Source organism: Micromonospora sp. NPDC005087, from assembly GCF_042872965.1.
In the GTDB taxonomy this organism is placed as follows: domain Bacteria; phylum Actinomycetota; class Actinomycetes; order Mycobacteriales; family Micromonosporaceae; genus Micromonospora.
In genome coordinates, this window is record NZ_JBIALB010000002.1 from 92521 (window position 1) to 110291 (window position 17771).

Below are 17771 nucleotides of genomic sequence, written 5' to 3' on the forward strand. Positions count from 1 at the left end.
GGTCGGCCGAGCGCCTCAGGCGACCCTCAGGGATGTGTTCGGAACATCTTGCCTGCTGAGTAACCGGATACGCGACCCGCTGCGACTGTGCTGCACACGACATCCCCGGACGCGCATTCTCCGCGCCGCTCGGCAAGACTGGGCGCTGCGGTCTGGCCAGCGCGGGAGGGCGCCGGCGGGGCCGCCGAGAAGGAGTGGGAACGTGACGGGCGACACACCCGCCCCGGCCGCGATGCGTAACGAGTACGCCGCGGACCTGGGCCTGACCGAGGCTGACCTGGCCGCCGACTGGCACACGCAGTTCGACCGCTGGTTCGCCGACGCGGTGGCCTTCGGGCTACCCGAACCCAACGCGATGGTGGTGGGCACCGCCGACGCCGCCGGCCGGCCGAGCGGGCGGACGGTGCTGCTCAAGGGGTACGACCCGGACGGCTTCGTCTTCTTCACCAACCACCTCTCGCGCAAGGGTGTCGAGGCGTCCGCCAATCCGTACGCCAGCCTGGTCTTCCCGTGGTTCCCGATGCAGCGTCAGGTGGTGGCCACCGGGCGCGTCGCCCCGGTCGACCGTTCGGTGGCCGAGGCGTACTTCGCCAGCCGCCCGCGCGGCTCCCAACTGGGCGCCTGGGCCAGCCCGCAGTCGCAGGTGGTGCCGGACCGGGCGGCTTTGGAGGAGAGCTACCGGGCGGCTGCCGAGCGGTTCGACGGCGAGCCGGTGATCCCGACCCCGCCGCACTGGGGTGGGCTGCGGGTCCGACCCGACACGGTGGAGTTCTGGCAGGGCCGGGCCGGTCGGTTGCACGACCGGCTGCGCTTCCGCCTGCTCGACGAGGGCGGCTGGACCGTCGAGCGGTTGGCACCGTGACCGGTGTGCAGGAGGCCCGGCCGCGCGGAGCGCGCCGCTGGGCGATCGATCTGCGTCCGCTTCGCGTGCCGGCGTACCGGAGGGTGTGGTTCGGCAACAGCGTGGCGATGTTCGGCTTCCAGTTCACCGCGGTGGCCGTGCCGGTGGAGATGTTCGGGCTGACCAAGGGATCGTTCTGGGTCGGCCTGCTCGGCGTGGCGGGTTTCCTGCCGCTGCTGGTGTTCGGCCTGTGGGGCGGTGCGGTCGCCGACGCCCGGGACCGGCGTCGGGTGCTGCTCGGCGGCGGCGTGCTGCTCTGGGCCTCGACGGTGGCGCTGCTGGCGCACGCCCTGCTCGGGCTGGGTAGCCCGCTGCTCCTGCTGCTGCTCGTGGCGTTGCAGTCGACCGCCTTCGCGATCACCTCACCGACCCGGAGCGCGATCCTGCCCCGGCTGGTCCCGGACGAGCTGGTGCCGGCCGCGAGCACGTTGAACTTCACCACCTTCACCGCCACCTCGGTCTTCGGACCACTCGCCGCCGGGCTGATCTTCGCCATCTGGCGGACCGATGTGGGACTGCCGATCGCGTACGCGGTGGACGCGGTGCTGTTCGGCGCCTCGTTCTGGGCGACGTGGCGGTTGCCGGCGATGCCGCCCGAACCGGACCCGGCGGCCGAGAACGGTCCGCGTCGGGCCGGCCTGAGCAGCGTCATCGACGGGTTCCGGTACCTGGCCACCACGCCGGTGCTGCTGCTCTCGTTCGGGGTGGACCTGATCGCGATGATCCTGGCCATGCCCCGGGCGCTCTTCCCGGAGATCGCCACCGAGCGGTTCGGCAATCCCGCCGCGGTCGGCTGGCTCTACAGCGCCATCGCGATCGGCTCGATGATCGGCGGGCTCACCTCCGGCTGGATCGGCCGGCTTCGCCGGCAGGGGCTCGGGCTGGTGCTGGCGGTGGTCGGCTGGGGGGTGGCGATCGCGGCGGCCGGCCTGGCCCGTCAGCTCTGGCTGATGATCGCCCTGCTGGCCGTGGCCGGTGCCGCCGACCTGGTCAGCTCGGTGCTGCGCCAGTCGATGCTGTTGATCTACGCGCCGGATCGGATGCGCGGCCGGTTGCAGGGGGTGAACACGGTCGTGGTGGCCGGCGGTCCGCGCCTGGGCGACCTGCGGGCCGGCACGATGGCCGCCGGGTTCGGCGTCGGGGTGGCCTGGGTGGCCGGCGGGCTCGCCTCGGCGGTGCTCGTGGTGGCGCTGGCGGCCGCCTTCCCGGCGCTGCTGCGCTACCGGGCGGCGGCGTCGAGCGGGGACCGGACGTGACCGGTTAGGGTCGCCGGCATGGACAGCCCCGACCAGCGCCCCTTCTCCGGCGCCCAGTGGACCATCTCCACCGCCGGCCACGAGGCCGTCATCGTGGAGGTGGGCGGCGGGCTGCGGACGTACCAGCACGACGGGGTCGACCTGGTCGACGGGTACCAGGCCGACGAGGTCTGCCCCGGCTGCGCCGGGCAGGTGCTGGCGCCCTGGCCGAACCGGATCCGCGACGGCCGCTACTCCTTCGGAGACCGGACGCACCAGCTCCCGCTGACCGAGCCGGAGCGGCACGTGGCGATCCACGGGCTGGTCAACTGGGTGCCGTGGCGGCTGCTGGAGCAGTCGGCGGACGCGGTGACGGTCAGTTACGACCTGCCGCCGCAGCCCGGTTACCCGTGGCCGCTGCGGCTGCGCAGCCGGTGGAGCGTCGGCCGGGGCGGGCTGCGCGCCGAGCACGAGGTGACCAACACCGGCGCTGCGCTGGCGCCGTTCGGCTTCTCCGTGCACCCGTACCTGCAACTGCCGGGCGTCGCGGTGGACGACCTGGTCATGCGGCTGCCGACGCGTACCCGGCTGCTGGTGGACGGGCGGCTGCTGCCGGTCGGCGCGACCCCGGTGGCGGGTACCGAGTACGACTGGACCAGCCCCCGCCGGATCGGCCGTGCCCAGCTGGACCTCTGCTTCGGTCAGGTGATCGCCGACGCCGACGGCGGCTCGTCGGTGAGCCTGGCCGCGCCGGACGGCTCGTCCGGGGTGAGCATCTGGGCGGACCAGGAGTTCGGCTGGTGGCAGGTGTTCACCGGGGACGCGCTCACGGGCGAACGGCATCGTCGTTCGGTGGCGATCGAGCCGATGACCTGCCCTCCGGACGCGTTCCGCTCGGGCAAGGATGTGCTCACGCTCAAGCCCGGCGCGACCTGGCGGGGCGCCTGGGGCATCCGCCCCGGGGCTTGAGCCGGGCCGGCGGGGGAGAACGGGATGGAGTTCGCCGAGGTCGTCCGGCGTCGGCGCATGGTGCGCAACTACGACCCGGACCGCCCGGTCCCGCCCGACGTGGTGGACCGGCTGCTCGACCACGCGGTGCGCGCCCCGTCGGCCGGGTTCGCGCAGGGCTGGGGTTTCCTGGTGCTGGAGGAGGCGGCCGACCGGGAGCGGTTCTGGGCGGCCACCACGCCGGACGGTGGTGGGCGGGAGCGGTGGCTGGCCGGGATGCGCCGGGCGCCGCTGATCGTGGTGCCGCACGCCAACGAGTCGGCCTACCTCCAGCGGTACGCGGAGCCGGACAAGGGCTGGACGGACGTGTCCACCGACCGCTGGCCGGTGCCCTACTGGTACGTGGACACCGGGTTCGCCGCGCTGCTGATGTTGCTCACCGCGGTGGACGAGGGGTTGGGCGCGTGTTTCTTCGGCATCCCGCCGCAGCGGCTGGCCGCTTACCGGGACGCGTTCGGCGTGCCGACGGACCATCGACCCGTCGGAGCCATCACAATCGGTTACCGCGCACCCGACCATAGGTCACCGTCGCTGCGCCGAGGTCGCCGTCCGCTGGACGAGGTGGTGCGGCGCGGCCGGTGGAGTTGAGTGCGGCGTCCCGTTCGTCCGGTTGGGGATCGGACGAGCGGTAGCGAAACTGACATCAGGGAGCAGAACGTGGTGTGCGCTGGGCGGCTAGGCTGGCACGCGTCATCGGTACCGCGCCGCGCGGTGCCTGCCGCGACCCGGCTCGGCGCCGCCGGTCGGCTCGGCCACGGGGAGGGGAGCGTGCCGTCGTGATCTTCAGAGCGGTCCGGGACGGGCGTCCCTATCCGGAGCACAACCTGACGCTCAAGCAGTGGGCGGAGATCCCGCCGCGACCGCTGCGCCTGGACCAGTTGATCACCACCAAGCGTGAGCTGGCGCTCGACAAGCTCCTCGCCGAGGATTCCACCTTCTACGGGGACCTCTTCCCCCACGTGGTGCAGTGGAATGGCGGGCTCTACCTGGAGGACGGCCTGCACCGGGCCCTGCGCGCCGCCCTGCAGCAGCGCAACCAGATCCACGCCCGGGTGCTGGTGCTCTCCGAGCCGATCGAATGACGCGTCCGCGCCCATCGGCCTGAGTCTTCGTTAAGGTGGCGTCCATGACCGCTCCACTGGACCTGCTCGACCTGGACCCGTCGCTCACCGAGGAGGAGCGGCAGATCCGCGACGTCGTACGTCAGCTCATCGACGATCGGGTGCGCCCGCACGTCGCCGACTGGTACGAGGAGGGCCGGGTGCCGGCCCGCGAGCTGGCCCGGGAGTTCGGCAAGCTCGGACTGCTCGGCATGCACCTGACCGGGTACGGCTGCGCCGGCGCCTCCGCGGTCGCGTACGGGCTGGCCTGCCAGGAGCTGGAGGCCGGCGACTCCGGCGTCCGTTCCCTGGTCTCCGTGCAGGGCTCCCTGGCCATGTACGCCATCTGGCGCTACGGCAGCGAGGAGCAGAAGCAGCGCTGGCTGCCGTCGATGGCGACCGGCGAGGCGATCGGCTGCTTCGGCCTGACCGAGCCGGACCACGGCTCGGACCCGGCGTCGATGGCCACCCGGGCCCGCCGCGACGGCGACGACTGGGTGCTCACCGGCGGCAAGATGTGGATCACCAACGCGCCGATCGCCGACGTCGCGGTGATCTGGGCGCGCACCGACGAGGGCGTCCGGGGTTTCGCCGTACCCATGGACACGCCCGGTGTCACGGCCCGCGAGATCCGCCGCAAGATGTCGCTGCGCGCGTCGGTTACCGGCGAGATCGTGCTGGACGACGTCCGGCTCCCGGCGGACGCCCAACTGCCCGAGGCGGTCGGGCTCAAGGCCCCACTGAGCTGCCTCACCGAAGCCCGGTACGGCATCGTCTGGGGCTCGGTCGGCGCCGCCCGGGACTGCCTGGAGACGGCCTTGGCGTACGCCACCACCCGTACCCAGTTCGGTCGTCCGCTGGCCGGTTTCCAGCTCACCCAGGCGAAGCTCGCCGACATGGCCGTCGAGCTGGTGAAGGGGCAACTGCTCGCGCTGCACCTGGGCCGGCTCGCCGACGCCGGCCGGCTGCGGCCCGAGCAGGTCAGCGTGGGCAAGCTGAACAACGTGCGGGAGGCCCTGGCCATCGCCCGGCAGTGCCGCACCATCCTCGGCGCCAACGGCGTCTCCGGCGAATACCCGGTGATGCGGCACGCGAACAACCTGGAGAGCGTGCTGACGTACGAGGGCACCTCGGAGATCCACCAGCTCGTCATCGGACAGCGGCTCACCGGGGTCTCGGCCTTCGCCTGACCTGCCCGTTTACGCTTTCCGGTCGCTCGACGCGCGGGTGTCGTACGGGGGCCGTACCGTCAATGGCAGACGACGTGTCTGACGAGGACGGTGAGCGTGATGGCCCGCGACGCTGGCATCAACGAGCCTACGAGGGAGTTCCCCGGATACCCCACGGGCGACGATCTCCGGCAACGGTCGGACACCCCGACGGAACCCGTGCCGGGCGGCCCGGCCGGCACGGGCGACTCCGGTGGCCCCGGCGGCACCAGTGGGCCGACGAGCGGCGGTGCCGGTGGTCCGGTCCGCGGTCTGCTCGTGCTTCTCGGGGCCGCCGCGCTGGCCGTGGTGGTGCTGCTCGGCGTGCAGGCGACCGGGCTCCTGCCGGAGTTCCGCAACCCGTTCGCCAAGGAGCAGACCGACCGCAGCCAGCCGCCGCTGCTGAAGTCGATCCAGGACCTCAGCCGATACGTGGCCGCCGAGGGCAACTTCCAGGTCGTGGTCGACACCCAGAACGACCGGCGCAACGTACCGGACTTCCTGCTCAACGAGCGCACCCTGTTCGTTGGGGCGGGCAGCGTCGAGGCGTACGTCGACTTCGGCAAGATCGGGGAGGGCGCTGTCGTCGAGTCCGCCGACGGCACCTCGGTCGAGATCAAGCTGCCCGCGCCGCAGCTCGGCGAGACCAACCTCGACCTGGAAAAGAGCTACGTGTTCGCCGAGCAGCGCGGTCTGATCAACCGGCTCGGCGACCTGGTCGGCAACGACCCCAACCGGCAGCAGCAGGTCTACCAGCTCGCCGAGGAACGGATCACCGCCGCCGCCCGGGACAGCGGGCTCTCCGCCCGAGCCGAGGAGAACACCCGCAAGATGCTGGAGGGGCTGCTCCGCTCCCTCGGCTACCAGCAGGTCACGGTCACCTACACCGCTCCCTGACTGCTGGACCTCGCACGTCGAAGCGCCCGCCCCGACGACCGTCAGGGCGGGCGCTTCCGTCATCGAACTCTCCGCGCCCCGCGCCGCGCCGTGCCTCGCGCTCCGTCCCGGCGCAAGATCCACGCAACTTCAGGGATGTTGGTGTTTCCGGCCGTCGTGAGGCAGCAACTTCCCAGAAGTTGCTGCCTCAGCCCGGGGCGGGCCGGGGGCGGGGGCGGTTTCGGTCGGGGTGGGATGCGGGTGAGGGTCAGTGCCGGGTGGAGGCGAGGTAGCGGTCCTCGTTCGGCATGAGGATCCAGAGGATCAGGTACACGATCACCTGGGTGCCGGGCAGCAGCAGCGACAGCAGGAACAGCAGCCGGACCATCCCGGCGGACATGCCGAACCGCTGACCGAGGCCGGCGCAGACACCGGCGATCATGCGCCCCTGGCGGGGCCGAACCAGTTTGCGACTCATCGTCGTACTCCCACTCTGCGGCGGTACGCCGCGTCTGCAATCCACGGTAGAAAGGGACGGCCAGTTCACCCTCGGTCCCGAGGAGGATCGGCAACCCGTGGACCCGTAGGTACTTACCCGTGCGGCTCAGCTGCGACGCCTCCGATGCCGCACCCGTCCCGCCCGATCCGAGGCCCGCGCTGGCGTCGGCGCCACGCGGGGATTCCGCGCCGGGCCGACGTTCCGCGACGCGCACTCCCCGAGGGAGATCGTGCTCGATCCTGGATGTAGTGCCCTCGGGCATGAGCGGAAGCCACTACATCCTGGATTGTGCGCGATCTTGCGGCGGGACGTCGCCGGGACGCGGCGGGGAGGTGGCGGTGGGACGGCGGGTGAGTGGCGGTCCGGCGATCACGTCGCGGTGGCCGGGTGGGCCGTGAACTGGGCGGGTAGGCTCGCTGGTTGGGCACCCACACCCCGGGTGGCCGGCGGCCACCCGACCGGGCGGCCACGAGCGGGGCCGCCGGACCGGTGGCCACGACCGGGCCGGATCCCGCACCACGGGACGACGGCGAGGAAGCGCAGCGCAGCCATGATCAGTGTTTTCGACCTCTTCAGCGTCGGCATCGGGCCGTCCAGCTCCCATACGGTGGGGCCGATGCGGGCCGCCCGCACCTTCGTGGCCGGGCTCAAGGCCGACGGGCTGCTCACCGACACCGCACGGGTGCAGGCCGAACTGTTCGGCTCGCTGGGCGCCACCGGGCACGGCCACGGCAGCGACCGGGCGGTGCTGCTCGGGCTGGCCGGCGAGGCACCGGAGACGGTCGACACGGACACCGTCGGCCCCCGGGTCGAGCGGATCCGGGCGGAGCGGCGGATCAGCCTGCTGGACGCGCACGAGATCGACTTCGACCCGGACCGGGACCTGACGCTGCACCGCCGCCGGTCGCTGCCGTACCACCCGAACGGGATGACCTTCGTGGCGTACGACGGGACCGGCGCCGAGGTGCGCAGCCGCACCTACTACTCGGTCGGCGGCGGCTTCGTGGTGGACGAGGCGGCGGCCGGCGCGGACCGGATCAAGCCGGACAGCACCCGGGTGCGGTACCCCTTCCTGACCGGGGCGCAGCTGCTGGAGGTGACCACCGCCACCGGTCTCTCGATCAGCGAGGTGATGCTGGCCAACGAGCGGTCCTGGCGCAGCGAGGCGGAGATCCGGGCCGACCTGCTGGAGATCTGGCGGGTGATGCGGGAGTGCGTGGAGCGTGGCTGCGAGCGGGACGGCGTACTCCCTGGTGGGTTGAAGGTCCGGCGGCGCGCGGCGGAGCTGCGGCGCAGCCTGGAGGCGGACACCGCGACCACCGATCCGCTGCGCGCGATGGACTGGGTGACGCTGTTCGCCCTGGCGGTGAACGAGGAGAACGCCGCCGGCGGCCGCGTGGTCACCGCGCCGACCAACGGCGCGGCGGGGATCATCCCGGCGGTGCTGCACTACTACACCCGGTTCGTGCCGGGTGCCTCCGACGACGGCGTGGTGCGGTTCCTGCTGGCGGCCGGCGCGATCGGCGTGCTGTTCAAGGAGAACGCCTCGATCTCCGGCGCCGAGGTCGGCTGCCAGGGCGAGGTGGGCTCGGCCTGCTCGATGGCCGCGGCGGGCCTCGCCGAGGCGCTCGGCGGCACCCCGCAGCAGGTGGAGAACGCCGCCGAGATCGGGATGGAGCACAACCTCGGGCTCACCTGCGACCCGGTGGGTGGCCTGGTGCAGATCCCCTGCATCGAGCGGAACGCGGTGGCTAGCATCAAGGCGATCACGGCCGCCCGGCTGGCGCTGCGCGGCGACGGTGTGCACGCGGTGTCGCTGGACAAGGTCATCAAGACGATGCGGGAGACGGGCGCCGACATGAAGGTCAAGTACAAGGAGACGGCGCGGGGCGGCCTGGCCGTCAACGTGATCGAGTGCTGATCTGGCCGACTCGGGGCATTCGTTCACCGACTGCTAACCTGTCGTCCGTTTCAGGAGGCGGGAGGCAGCGGTGACCTCTGGCGTCGCGGTGTTGTGGTCGCACCGCAACTCGCTGCGCATCCTGGTCAGACGGGACCTGGCGGTCAAGTACCAGCAGTCGGTGCTGGGCTATCTCTGGTCGTTGATCGAGCCGCTCGGCATGGGCGCCATCTACTGGTTCGTCTTCGGCGTGCTCTACTCGCGGGACACCGGGCGGCACCTCGGTGAGGCGGCCGGATCGTATCCGCTGTTCCTGATCACGGGGATCTTCGCCTGGATGTGGACCAGTTCGGCGCTGAGCGAGGCCACTAACGCGCTGACCGGTCAGTCCCGGCTGATCACCACGATGAACGTGCCGCGCCAGGTCTTCCCGATCGGCCGGGTCACCGGCCGGTTCGCCGAGTACGTGGCCGGTCTGCCGATCCTGATGGCCATCGCGGTGATCTACGGGGCGCACGGCCGGATCCATCCCGGCTGGTCGCTGCTCTCCCTGCCGCTCGCGGTGGCCGTCCAGGCCGTCCTGCTGATCGGGCTGGCCCTGCTGCTGTCCGCGTGGAACGTGCTGATGCGTGACGTGGAGCGGTTCATGCGGCTGATCATCCGGGTGCTCTTCTACGCCACTCCGATCATCTACCCGCTGAGTCTGGTGCGGGAATCCGGCCTGCCGGGCTGGCTGAAGGTGGCGTACGAGCTGAACCCGCTGGTCGGGATCTTCCAGCTGCACCACGCGATCTGGTACCCGGATGAGTTCCCGGACGCTCGGCTGCTCACCACCACGGTCGTCGGCAGCCTGCTGGTGCTGGCCGCCGGCTGGTGGTCGTTCCGCCGGTTGGAACCCGCCGTGCTCAAGGAACTCTGACATGGCCGCGCCGATCATCGAGGCCGACGGCCTGGGCATCCGGTTCGTCCGCAACCGCCGCCGGCAACTGCGGCTGCGGGAGTTGTTCATCCACCGGGGCGGTCGGGGTGCCCTGCCCGGCCAGTTCTGGCCGCTGCGCGACGTGTCGTTCACCGTCGAGCCGGGCGAGACGGTCGGGGTGATCGGCCGCAACGGCACCGGCAAGAGCACCCTGCTGCGGTTGATCGCCGGGGTGCTCATTCCGGACGAGGGCAGCATCCGGGTGCACGGCGCGGTGGCGCCACTGCTGGAGCTCTCTGCCGGTTTCTCCAACGACCTGACCGGGCGGGAGAACCTGCACCTGGTCGGTGGGCTGCACGGGCTGTCGACGGGCTATCTGAAGCGGCACTTCGACGAGATCGTCGAGTTCGCCGGTGAGCAGGTGGAACGGGCCATCGACACGTCGGTGCGGCACTACTCGTCGGGGATGAAGGTGCGGCTCGGCTTCGCGATCATCTCGCATCTGCCGCACCCGATCCTGCTGATGGACGAGGTGACCGCGGTCGGTGACGCGGAGTTCCGCAAGAAGTGTTACGCGACGATTGATCGTCTGCTCGGGGAGGGGCGCACGCTGGTGCTGGTGTCACACAACGAAAAGGACCTGACCCGGTTCTGCCGTCGGGGGTTGTACCTCGACGCGGGCCGGTTGATGCTCGACGGCACCATCGCCGAGGCGCTCGACGCGTACCACGCCGCGGTCCCGCGGTGACGCTCGCGATCGTGCTCGCCGCCGGGACGTCCGCGGCGGGCCTGACCACCGCGACCGGCGAGCCGCTGGCCGACCGGCTCGCCGCCCAGCTGCGGCAGGCCGGGGCGGACGAGGTGCGCTTCGCCGCCGGGTTGGACGAATTGGCCGCCCTGGCCGACCACGCCACCGGCCCGCTGCTGATCACCGGCACCGACCTGGTCGCGCACACGGCCGTGCTGAGACACCTGGCCACCAGCCCGGTGGGGCCGACGGTGGCACTGGTGCTCACCGACCCGGCGGTGCCAGGGCGGACCGCCGTGCGCGAGGAACGTGGCCAGGTGGTCGACGCCGGCGCGGTGGACGCCCTGGACGGCGAGGCCACCGGCGTGTTCGGCGGCGCGCTGCGGGTCGGCGTGGCTGACCTGCCGACCCTGGCCGCCGCCGCCCGGGCCGCCGCGATCGGCGTGCTGCCGGTCGCCACCCCCCTCGGTCCGCCCGGGGAGGTTTCCGCGTTCCGGCCCACCGAGGGCGCCGGGCCGGCCGGGCGTCTCGCGCCGGTCCCGGCCGGCGGCCCCGGGTCCGCCGTGGACCGGCTCGTCGCGGGTCTCGCCGCGCTCGGCACCCTGATCTTCGCCCAGCGGGTACGTCTGCTCGTCGCGCACCGGGTCGACGACGCGGCTGGGCTGGTCGCCGCCGAGGCGGCGGTGACCGCGGTCGACGAGGACCGGGCCGAGTTGCGGCTGGCGGTGAAGGAGAAGGACGACTTCTTCTCGACCTACTTCGTCAGCACCTGGTCGCCGTACGTGGTGCGGGTGGCGGCCCGGCTCCGGCTCACCCCGACCGGGGTGACGGTGATCTCGGTGCTCTTCGCGCTGGCCGCCGCGGTGCTGTTCGGGGTCGGCGGGCGGCCCGCGCTGGTCAGCGGCGCGGTGCTGCTCTACCTCGGGTTCGTGCTGGACTGCGTGGACGGCCAGTTGGCCCGCTACACCCGGCACTTCAGCGCCTGGGGTGGCTGGCTGGACACGATGGCCGACCGCGCCAAGGAGTACCTGGTCTACGCCGGGCTGGGTTTCGGGGTGAGCCACGCCGGGCTGGGCAACGGCTGGGCGCTGGCGATCGCCGCGATGACGTTGCAGACCGTCCGGCACATGACCGACACCTGGTACGGCGTGCTGCACGACGAGGCGGCGCGTCGGCCCCGGGCGGCGACGGGTGCCAGTGGCGGTATCGGTGACCGGTTGAACGCCGCGTCGACCCGGGTGCAGGCGGACACCGGCTCGCTGTCGTACTGGCTGAAGCGGACCGTGGTCTTTCCGATCGGCGAGCGGTGGGCGCTGATCGCGCTGACCGTGGCGCTGTTCAATCCGCTGGTCAGTCTGATCGCGGTACTGGTGTGGGGTGTGCTGGCGTTCGCGTACACCGGGGCGCTGCGTACGCTGCGGGCCCGCTGGATGTGGGTGCCGGTGCTGGACACGGTCGATGCCACGCTGCACCGCGACGACGGCCCGCTGGCCCGCCGGCTGCCGGTGGTCCGCCCGATGGGGCCGCTCACCCTGGCGGTGATCGCCGCGCTGGGTTCGGCGGCGTTGCTGGTCGCGGCGTTGCTGGGCGACGTGCCCGACGGGCTGCGCTGGGCGGTGCCGGTGGCGTTGCTGGTGCTGCTGGTCGGTGGCCTGGGCGCCGGGGCCGCGCACAACGGTCCGCTGGACTGGCTGGTGCCCGCCGCGTTGCGGGCCGCCGAGTACCTGTTCGCGATCGCGGTCGGGGTGGTCGGCGGCGCGCCGGGGTGGCTGATCTTCGGCTACGTCTTCGTGCTCACCGTGCACCACTACGACCTGACCGCCCGGCTGGAGAAGCGGCAGGCGGCGCCCCCGTTGCACCCGGCCACGCTGGGCTGGGAGGGACGTTCGGTGCTGCTGGCCCTCGCGGCGATTGCCGGAATCGTGAGTATCGGCATGGCTACACTCGGTACATACCTTCTCGTGGTTTTCGTGGCGAGCGTCGTCCTGGCCTGGTTCGTCCGGCCGGCCCGTAGCGCGCGGGCGTCGGCCGCGCCGGCGGGCGCGGGAGGTGGCGCGCCGCGCTGACGGAGGGACGGCCGGATGACCCTGATCAGTTTCGTGGTGCCGGCCTTCCGCGTGCAGGGATACCTGCGCGAGTGCCTGGACTCGATCCTCGGCCAGCCGGAGACCGACCTCGAGGTGATCGCGGTCGACGACTGCTCCCCGGATTCCAGCGGCGAGATCATCGACGAGTACGCCGCCCGCGACCAGCGGGTCCGGTCGATCCGGCTGCCGGAGAACGTCGGCCTCGGTCCGGCCCGCAACGTCGGGCTGGACCGGGCCGTCGGGGAGTACGTCTGGTTCCTCGACGGCGACGACTGGCTGGCGCCGGAGTGCCTGCCGGAGGTCGCCGAGCGGTTACGTGCCACCCGGCCGGACGTGCTGCTGGTCGACCATGTCCGGACGCACTGGAACGACACCGCCACGCGCAGCGCGATGGCGGAGGTGTTCCCGGAGTCGCCCGGCGCGGCCACCTTCCGACTGCGGGACCGGCCGGAGGCGATGCGGCTGCTGCACACCGCGTGGAACCGGCTGGTACGCCGGGAGTTCCTCGTCGATCTGGGGCTGCGCTTCGCGCCCGGCTGGTACGAGGATGTCTCGTTCAGCTACCCGGTGCTGATGGCGGCGCAGCGGATCGGCGTACTCGATCGGGTCTGCGTCAACTACCGGCAGCGCCGGGCGGGCGCGATCACCCGGACCCGGGGTGACCGGCACTTCGAGGTGTTCCCGCAGTGGCACCGGGTCTTCCACCTCATGGACACCTGGGGGCCGGCGGCGGACGCCCTGCGGCCGGCGGTCTTCGAGCGGATGATCTGGCACTACCTGACCGTGCTCGGCAACGGCCAGCGGATCGCCCCGGAGCTGCGGCCCGCCTTCTTCGCGCAGATCACCGCCGACTACGCGCGCTGGCTGCCGGACGGCGGGTACCCGGCGCCGGACGGGGTGGAAGGGATCAAGCACCGGCTGGTCGCCACCGGCCGCTGGCGGACGTTCAGCGCGTTGCGGGCGGCGAGCCGGGCCCGCGACACCGCCCGCCGGCGGGCTCGCACCACCCGGCGTCGGGTCGGGCCGGCCGCCCGGCGCGGCGCCCGACTGACCCGCGACGGCCTGCTGCGCGAGTACTACCGCGCCGAGCTGCGGCGGCCGGTGGATCCGACGCTCGCGGTGTACGCCGCCTACTGGTACCGGGGGTACGCCTGCAACCCGGCGGCGATCTACGAGGTGGCCCGCCGGCTGGCCCCCGGTGTACGCGGGGTGTGGATCGTGCGCCGGGACCGGGTGGACACCGTGCCGGCCGGGGCGGAGTACGTGGTCGCCGGCACCCCGGCCTACTACCGGGCGCTGGCCCGGGCCCGGTGGCTGGTCAACAACGTCAACTTCCCGGACTTCGTCCGCAAGCGGCCGGAGCAGGTGCACGTGCAGACCCACCACGGCACGCCCGTCAAGGTGATGGGGCTGGACCAGCAGCGCTACCCGATCGGTGCCGGCCGGATGGACTTCGCCGGGCTGCTGCGCCGGGTGGACCGCTGGGACTACAGCGTCAGCGCGAACAGCTTCTCCACCCAGATGTGGGACCGCGCGTACCCGGCCACGTACACCACTCTGGAGGTGGGCTACCCGCGTAACGACCGACTGGTCAACGCCGGCCCCGACGAGGTACGCCGGCTGCGCGCGGAGTTCGGTCTCGGCCCCGACGAGCAGGTGGTGCTGTACGCCCCGACGCACCGCGAGCACCTGCCCGGCTACCGGCCGCCGTTCGACCCGGACCGGTTCGTCGAGGCGCTGGGTGACTCCGGTCGGCTGCTGATGCGCAGCCACTACTTCCACGACCGGGATCGCAGCCCCCGCCGCGCGGTGGACCGGGAACGGGTCCGCGACGTCAGCGGCCACCAGCGGGTGGAGGACCTCTACCTGGTGGCCGACGTGCTGGTCAGCGACTACTCCTCGGCGATGTTCGACTATGCCGTGCTGGATCGGCCGATCGTGCTCTACGCCCCGGACTGGGAGGCGTACCGGCTGGCCCGGGGTGTCTACTTCGACGTCACGGCGGAGCCGCCGGGCGCGATGGCCACCACGTTCGCCGACCTGCTCGACCTGTTCCGCACCGACGCGGTGCGCTCGGACGCGGCGACCAAGGCCCGCGCCCATTTCCGGGGCCGGTTCTGCGGGCTGGACGACGGGCGCGCGGCGGAGCGGGTGGTGCGCCGGGTGTTCCTGGGTGAGCCGGACGAGAGGGCCTCGCGCTGCTGATCGCACCGGCCCGGTGTCGCTTAATGGCAGCGTCATCAGTCGAACATGAGACGTTCACCCGATGTGCTGATTCAATGATCCTGGTCACAGTCTTCTGGAGTTCGGTCGACGAGCTGGGGGAGGAGACGGTGACCACCGTCGCGCTCAAGGATGTCACCAAGTTCTTCAAGGACGGCACGCTGGCCGTCGACAGCATCAATCTGGACGTGAACGACGGCGAGTTCATGGTGTTGCTCGGCCCGTCCGGCTGCGGCAAGTCCACGGTGCTGCGGATGATCGCCGGGTTGGAGGACCCGACCCAGGGTGCGGTGCTGCTCGACGGGGAGCTCGCGAACGACCTGCCGCCGCGGGACCGGAAGATCGCCATGGTCTTCCAGGACTTCGCCCTCTATCCGCACATGACGGTGGGTGACAACATCGCCTTCCCGCTGCGCCTGGCCGGGATGGAGCCGACCCCGCGGGGTGAGCGGGTCACCGACGTCGCCAGCGCGCTGGGCATCGGCGACGTGCTCGCCCGCAAGCCGGGTCAGCTCTCGGGCGGGCAGCGGCAGCGCGTGGCGATGGGCCGCGCCATCGTCCGCCGGCCCGGGCTGTTCCTGATGGACGAACCCCTGTCCAACCTGGACAGCGGGCTGCGTGCGGAGCTGCGTGCGGAGATCTCGGGCCTCACCCGGGAGCTGGGCGTCACCACCGTCTACGTCACCCACGACCAGGCCGAGGCACTCACCATGGCCGACCGGGTGGCGATCATGCGCCGTGGGGTGCTCCAGGACGTGGGCACCCCCACCCAGGTGTATGGGCGGCCGGCGACGCTCTACGTGGCCGCCTTCCTGGGCAGCCCGCGGATGAACCTGCTCGAGGCGTCGGTCTACGTGCACCTGGACCGGTACGTCACGCTCAACCTTGGCGAGCAGTCGCTCTACCTACCCTGGGACGACATCCGCAGCCGGGCCGTGGCGCACTACCACGGCGAGCGGATCGTGGTCGGCATGCGAGCCGAGGCGCTCACCCCGGTCTCCCCGGACAGCCCCGGCGACGTGCTGCGTGGCCGGATCCGCTACCTGGAGCACCACGGGCACGAGTCGCTGGCGTTCCTCGACATCGGCGCCACCGCGATCGTGGTCGACGAGATGGGTGCGCGGCTGGACGAGCCGCCGGTGGGCCAGCGCGGCCTGCGCCGGTTCAGCTCGGTCATGCAGCGGCTGACGGGCAAGGCCGTGGAGGCGGACGACTCCGCGGGTGGCACCCGGACGAGCGTGCTCCCCGACCCCGGTCGGCACCATCGCCGCCCGGCGGAGCTGGCGGTGCGGTTGGCGCCGTACCCGGCGGTCGCCGCGGGTCACCCACTCGCCGTGGCGGTCCGGATGGACGCGCTGCACTTCTTCGACGAGCGCGGGGGCCGGATCGACGTGGGATGGCGCTGACGCCACGCCGGAGCGGGGTGGCGAAGGCGCTGCCGGTGTCCTACGGTCTGCGCACCCAGTCCACATGAAAGACCACCGAGAGGGGTGCATCCGTGTCGGGTGACCGTCCCAGCCCGCTCGTCATCGAGCGCATCCTGCGCGACCGGCAGGGCATCTGGCAGCAGATCGTTTCCGAGCGCGACCTGAACGCGTTGACCGGACGCATGCTGGCCAGCTCCGCCATCGCGCTCGCCTGCTACGGGGCGGTTCTGGGTGCCTTTCACAGTCCGTTGATGGCGCTGACCTCCGCGCTGAAGCTGCCGCTGCTGTTCCTGGTCACGCTGGCCATCTGCCTGCCCACGCTCTACCTGTTCAATCTGGTCTTCGGTGCCCGCCTCTCGGTGCGCCAGTCACTGGCACTGGTGATGGTGGCGATCACGGTCACCTCGATGCTCGCCGTGGCGTTCGCGCCGATCAGCCTCTTCTTCCTGATCACCGCGCCCGACTACGGCTTCTTCAAGCTGCTCAACGTGGCGATCCTGACCCTGTCGGCGCTGGTCGGGCTGCGCTTCCTGACCGGCGGGATGCAGGTGCTCAACGACCACGGCCTGCTCGCCCCGGCGGCGGCCCAGGCTCAGGCCCCGGCGCAGGCCGTGCCGGCCGCCGTGCCCGCCGGCGCAGTGCCGGCTGCCGCGCCGGCTGGCCAGGTCGCCGAGCCGGTCGCCGTGCCGGTTGGTGCCGCGGCGGCCGGGTCGGCCGGTACGGTCCCGAACGGCGCCACCCCCGAGGTCGGCTCGACCGCCGCGCAGGCCCCGGCGCAGGTCCCCGCCCAGTGGAGCGGGCAGCCGGCCGACGCCTCGTTCCCGCCCGGCATGCTGCCGCCCGGCTACCCGCAGCCGCACCGCCAGTGGGCCAACCAGCCGGTACGCCGTGGCGAGCCGACGCAGCGGCCAGCCAGCATGACCCTGCTCTACATCTGGATCCTGCTCTTCGGCTTCGTCGGCACCCAGCTGGCGTGGACGCTGCGTCCGTTCTTCGGCGACCCGGGTCAGGACTTCGCCTTCTTCCGCAGCATCGACGGCAACTTCTACGCGGAGATCCTGCGGACCATCGCCAACCTCTGAGCACCGACGGGACCGGGAAATCCCTGGTTGCCGGGCTGGTTACCGGCTAGTAACGTCAGCCTATGACCATCGACTCCCGCCAGGTGGCGGCCGGCATGCTGGAAGCGGTGCCGTTCGCCCGTACGCTCGGCTTCGAATTTGTCGAGGTGGCACCCGAGGCGGAAGGCGGGGTGCGGGCGGTCGTCCGTCTCCCCGACTCGCCGGCCACCCACAACCACGTCGGCGGGCCGCACGCCGGGGCCATGTTCACCCTGGGTGAGACGGCCTCCGGCGCGGTCGTGCTGGCCGCCTTCGGGCAGTTGCTGGACCGTGCCGTGCCGCTCGCCGTCCGCGCCGAGATCGCCTACCGCAAACTGGCACGGGGCCCGGTGCTGGCCACCGCGCGGCTCGGTCGGCCGGCTCTGGAGGTGATCGAGGAGCTGGAGTCCGGCAGGCGGCCGGAGTTCCCGGTCGAGGTCGAGATCACCACCGAGGACGGCACGCCCACCTCGGCGATGACCGTGGTCTGGACGCTGCGGCCGAACTGAGCGCCGTCTGGCGGCGGAAACATGGTTTGCC

16 protein-coding genes are annotated in these 17771 nt (G+C 72.0%); 15 read left to right on the top strand and 1 reads right to left on the bottom strand.

What is annotated here, in order from left to right; translation table 11 throughout:
* The first annotated feature begins 232 nt into the window (after nucleotides 1-232).
* The 7 genes from pdxH (at nucleotide 233) to ACFYPS_RS05430 (ending at nucleotide 6349) form a co-directional block, all read left to right on the top strand.
* A complete protein-coding gene (pdxH, locus tag ACFYPS_RS05400) occupies nucleotides 233-862 on the top strand; it encodes a pyridoxamine 5'-phosphate oxidase (RefSeq protein WP_387323566.1) in 630 nt (209 codons plus the stop codon).
* Nucleotides 859-2157 carry an MFS transporter gene (locus ACFYPS_RS05405; RefSeq protein WP_354964419.1) on the top strand — a complete coding sequence of 433 codons (1299 nt, stop codon included), beginning with the start codon at nucleotides 859-861 and terminating at the stop codon, nucleotides 2155-2157. Before pdxH ends, ACFYPS_RS05405 begins: the two co-directional genes overlap by 4 nt.
* An 18-nt stretch (nucleotides 2158-2175) precedes the next feature.
* Nucleotides 2176-3105: an aldose 1-epimerase family protein gene (locus ACFYPS_RS05410; protein WP_387322889.1), complete on the top strand. Its 930-nt coding sequence runs from the start codon at nucleotides 2176-2178 to the stop codon at nucleotides 3103-3105.
* Nucleotides 3106-3129: 24 nt separating this feature from the next.
* Complete coding sequence (locus tag ACFYPS_RS05415; protein ID WP_387322891.1) at nucleotides 3130-3732, top strand: nitroreductase family protein; 603 nt, start codon at nucleotides 3130-3132, stop codon at nucleotides 3730-3732.
* A gap of 188 nt (nucleotides 3733-3920) precedes the next feature.
* Nucleotides 3921-4226, top strand: coding sequence for a type II toxin-antitoxin system VapB family antitoxin (locus ACFYPS_RS05420; protein WP_007454850.1), 306 nt, complete (start codon nucleotides 3921-3923; stop codon nucleotides 4224-4226).
* A gap of 44 nt (nucleotides 4227-4270) precedes the next feature.
* A complete protein-coding gene (locus tag ACFYPS_RS05425; protein ID WP_354964422.1) occupies nucleotides 4271-5434 on the top strand; it encodes an acyl-CoA dehydrogenase family protein in 1164 nt (387 codons plus the stop codon).
* A 99-nt stretch (nucleotides 5435-5533) separates the two neighbouring features.
* Nucleotides 5534-6349 carry a DUF4230 domain-containing protein gene (locus ACFYPS_RS05430; protein ID WP_387322894.1) on the top strand — a complete coding sequence of 272 codons (816 nt, stop codon included), beginning with the start codon at nucleotides 5534-5536 and terminating at the stop codon, nucleotides 6347-6349.
* 247 nt (nucleotides 6350-6596) lie between these two features.
* Here ACFYPS_RS05430 and ACFYPS_RS05435 read toward each other — a convergent pair whose 3' ends face one another.
* Entirely contained in the window at nucleotides 6597-6806 is a 210-nt protein-coding gene (locus ACFYPS_RS05435; RefSeq protein ID WP_354964424.1) for a PspC domain-containing protein, read from the bottom strand.
* 571 nt (nucleotides 6807-7377) lie between these two features.
* Between ACFYPS_RS05435 and ACFYPS_RS05440 the strand changes: the two genes are divergently transcribed.
* From ACFYPS_RS05440 to ACFYPS_RS05475, 8 genes are all read left to right on the top strand, one after another.
* Nucleotides 7378-8748, top strand: coding sequence for an L-serine ammonia-lyase (locus ACFYPS_RS05440; RefSeq protein WP_354964425.1), 1371 nt, complete (start codon nucleotides 7378-7380; stop codon nucleotides 8746-8748).
* Nucleotides 8749-8818: 70 nt separating this feature from the next.
* Nucleotides 8819-9646, top strand: a complete 828-nt coding sequence (locus ACFYPS_RS05445) for an ABC transporter permease (protein WP_387322897.1) — start codon at nucleotides 8819-8821, stop codon at nucleotides 9644-9646.
* Between the two features lies 1 nt (nucleotide 9647).
* Nucleotides 9648-10394, top strand: a complete 747-nt coding sequence (locus tag ACFYPS_RS05450; RefSeq protein WP_074316275.1) for an ABC transporter ATP-binding protein — start codon at nucleotides 9648-9650, stop codon at nucleotides 10392-10394.
* Nucleotides 10391-12460 carry a DUF5941 domain-containing protein gene (locus tag ACFYPS_RS05455; protein WP_387322900.1) on the top strand — a complete coding sequence of 690 codons (2070 nt, stop codon included), beginning with the start codon at nucleotides 10391-10393 and terminating at the stop codon, nucleotides 12458-12460. Before ACFYPS_RS05450 ends, ACFYPS_RS05455 begins: the two co-directional genes overlap by 4 nt.
* A 15-nt stretch (nucleotides 12461-12475) precedes the next feature.
* Complete coding sequence (locus tag ACFYPS_RS05460) at nucleotides 12476-14686, top strand: CDP-glycerol glycerophosphotransferase family protein (protein ID WP_387322902.1); 2211 nt, start codon at nucleotides 12476-12478, stop codon at nucleotides 14684-14686.
* Between the two features lie 74 nt (nucleotides 14687-14760).
* Nucleotides 14761-16110 carry an ABC transporter ATP-binding protein gene (locus ACFYPS_RS05465; RefSeq protein WP_387322904.1) on the top strand — a complete coding sequence of 450 codons (1350 nt, stop codon included), beginning with the start codon at nucleotides 14761-14763 and terminating at the stop codon, nucleotides 16108-16110.
* A 92-nt stretch (nucleotides 16111-16202) separates the two neighbouring features.
* Nucleotides 16203-17213: a hypothetical protein gene (locus ACFYPS_RS05470; protein WP_387322906.1), complete on the top strand. Its 1011-nt coding sequence runs from the start codon at nucleotides 16203-16205 to the stop codon at nucleotides 17211-17213.
* A 62-nt stretch (nucleotides 17214-17275) separates the two neighbouring features.
* Nucleotides 17276-17740, top strand: a complete 465-nt coding sequence (locus tag ACFYPS_RS05475; protein WP_354964429.1) for a DUF4442 domain-containing protein — start codon at nucleotides 17276-17278, stop codon at nucleotides 17738-17740.
* Nucleotides 17741-17771: the final 31 nt, after the last annotated feature.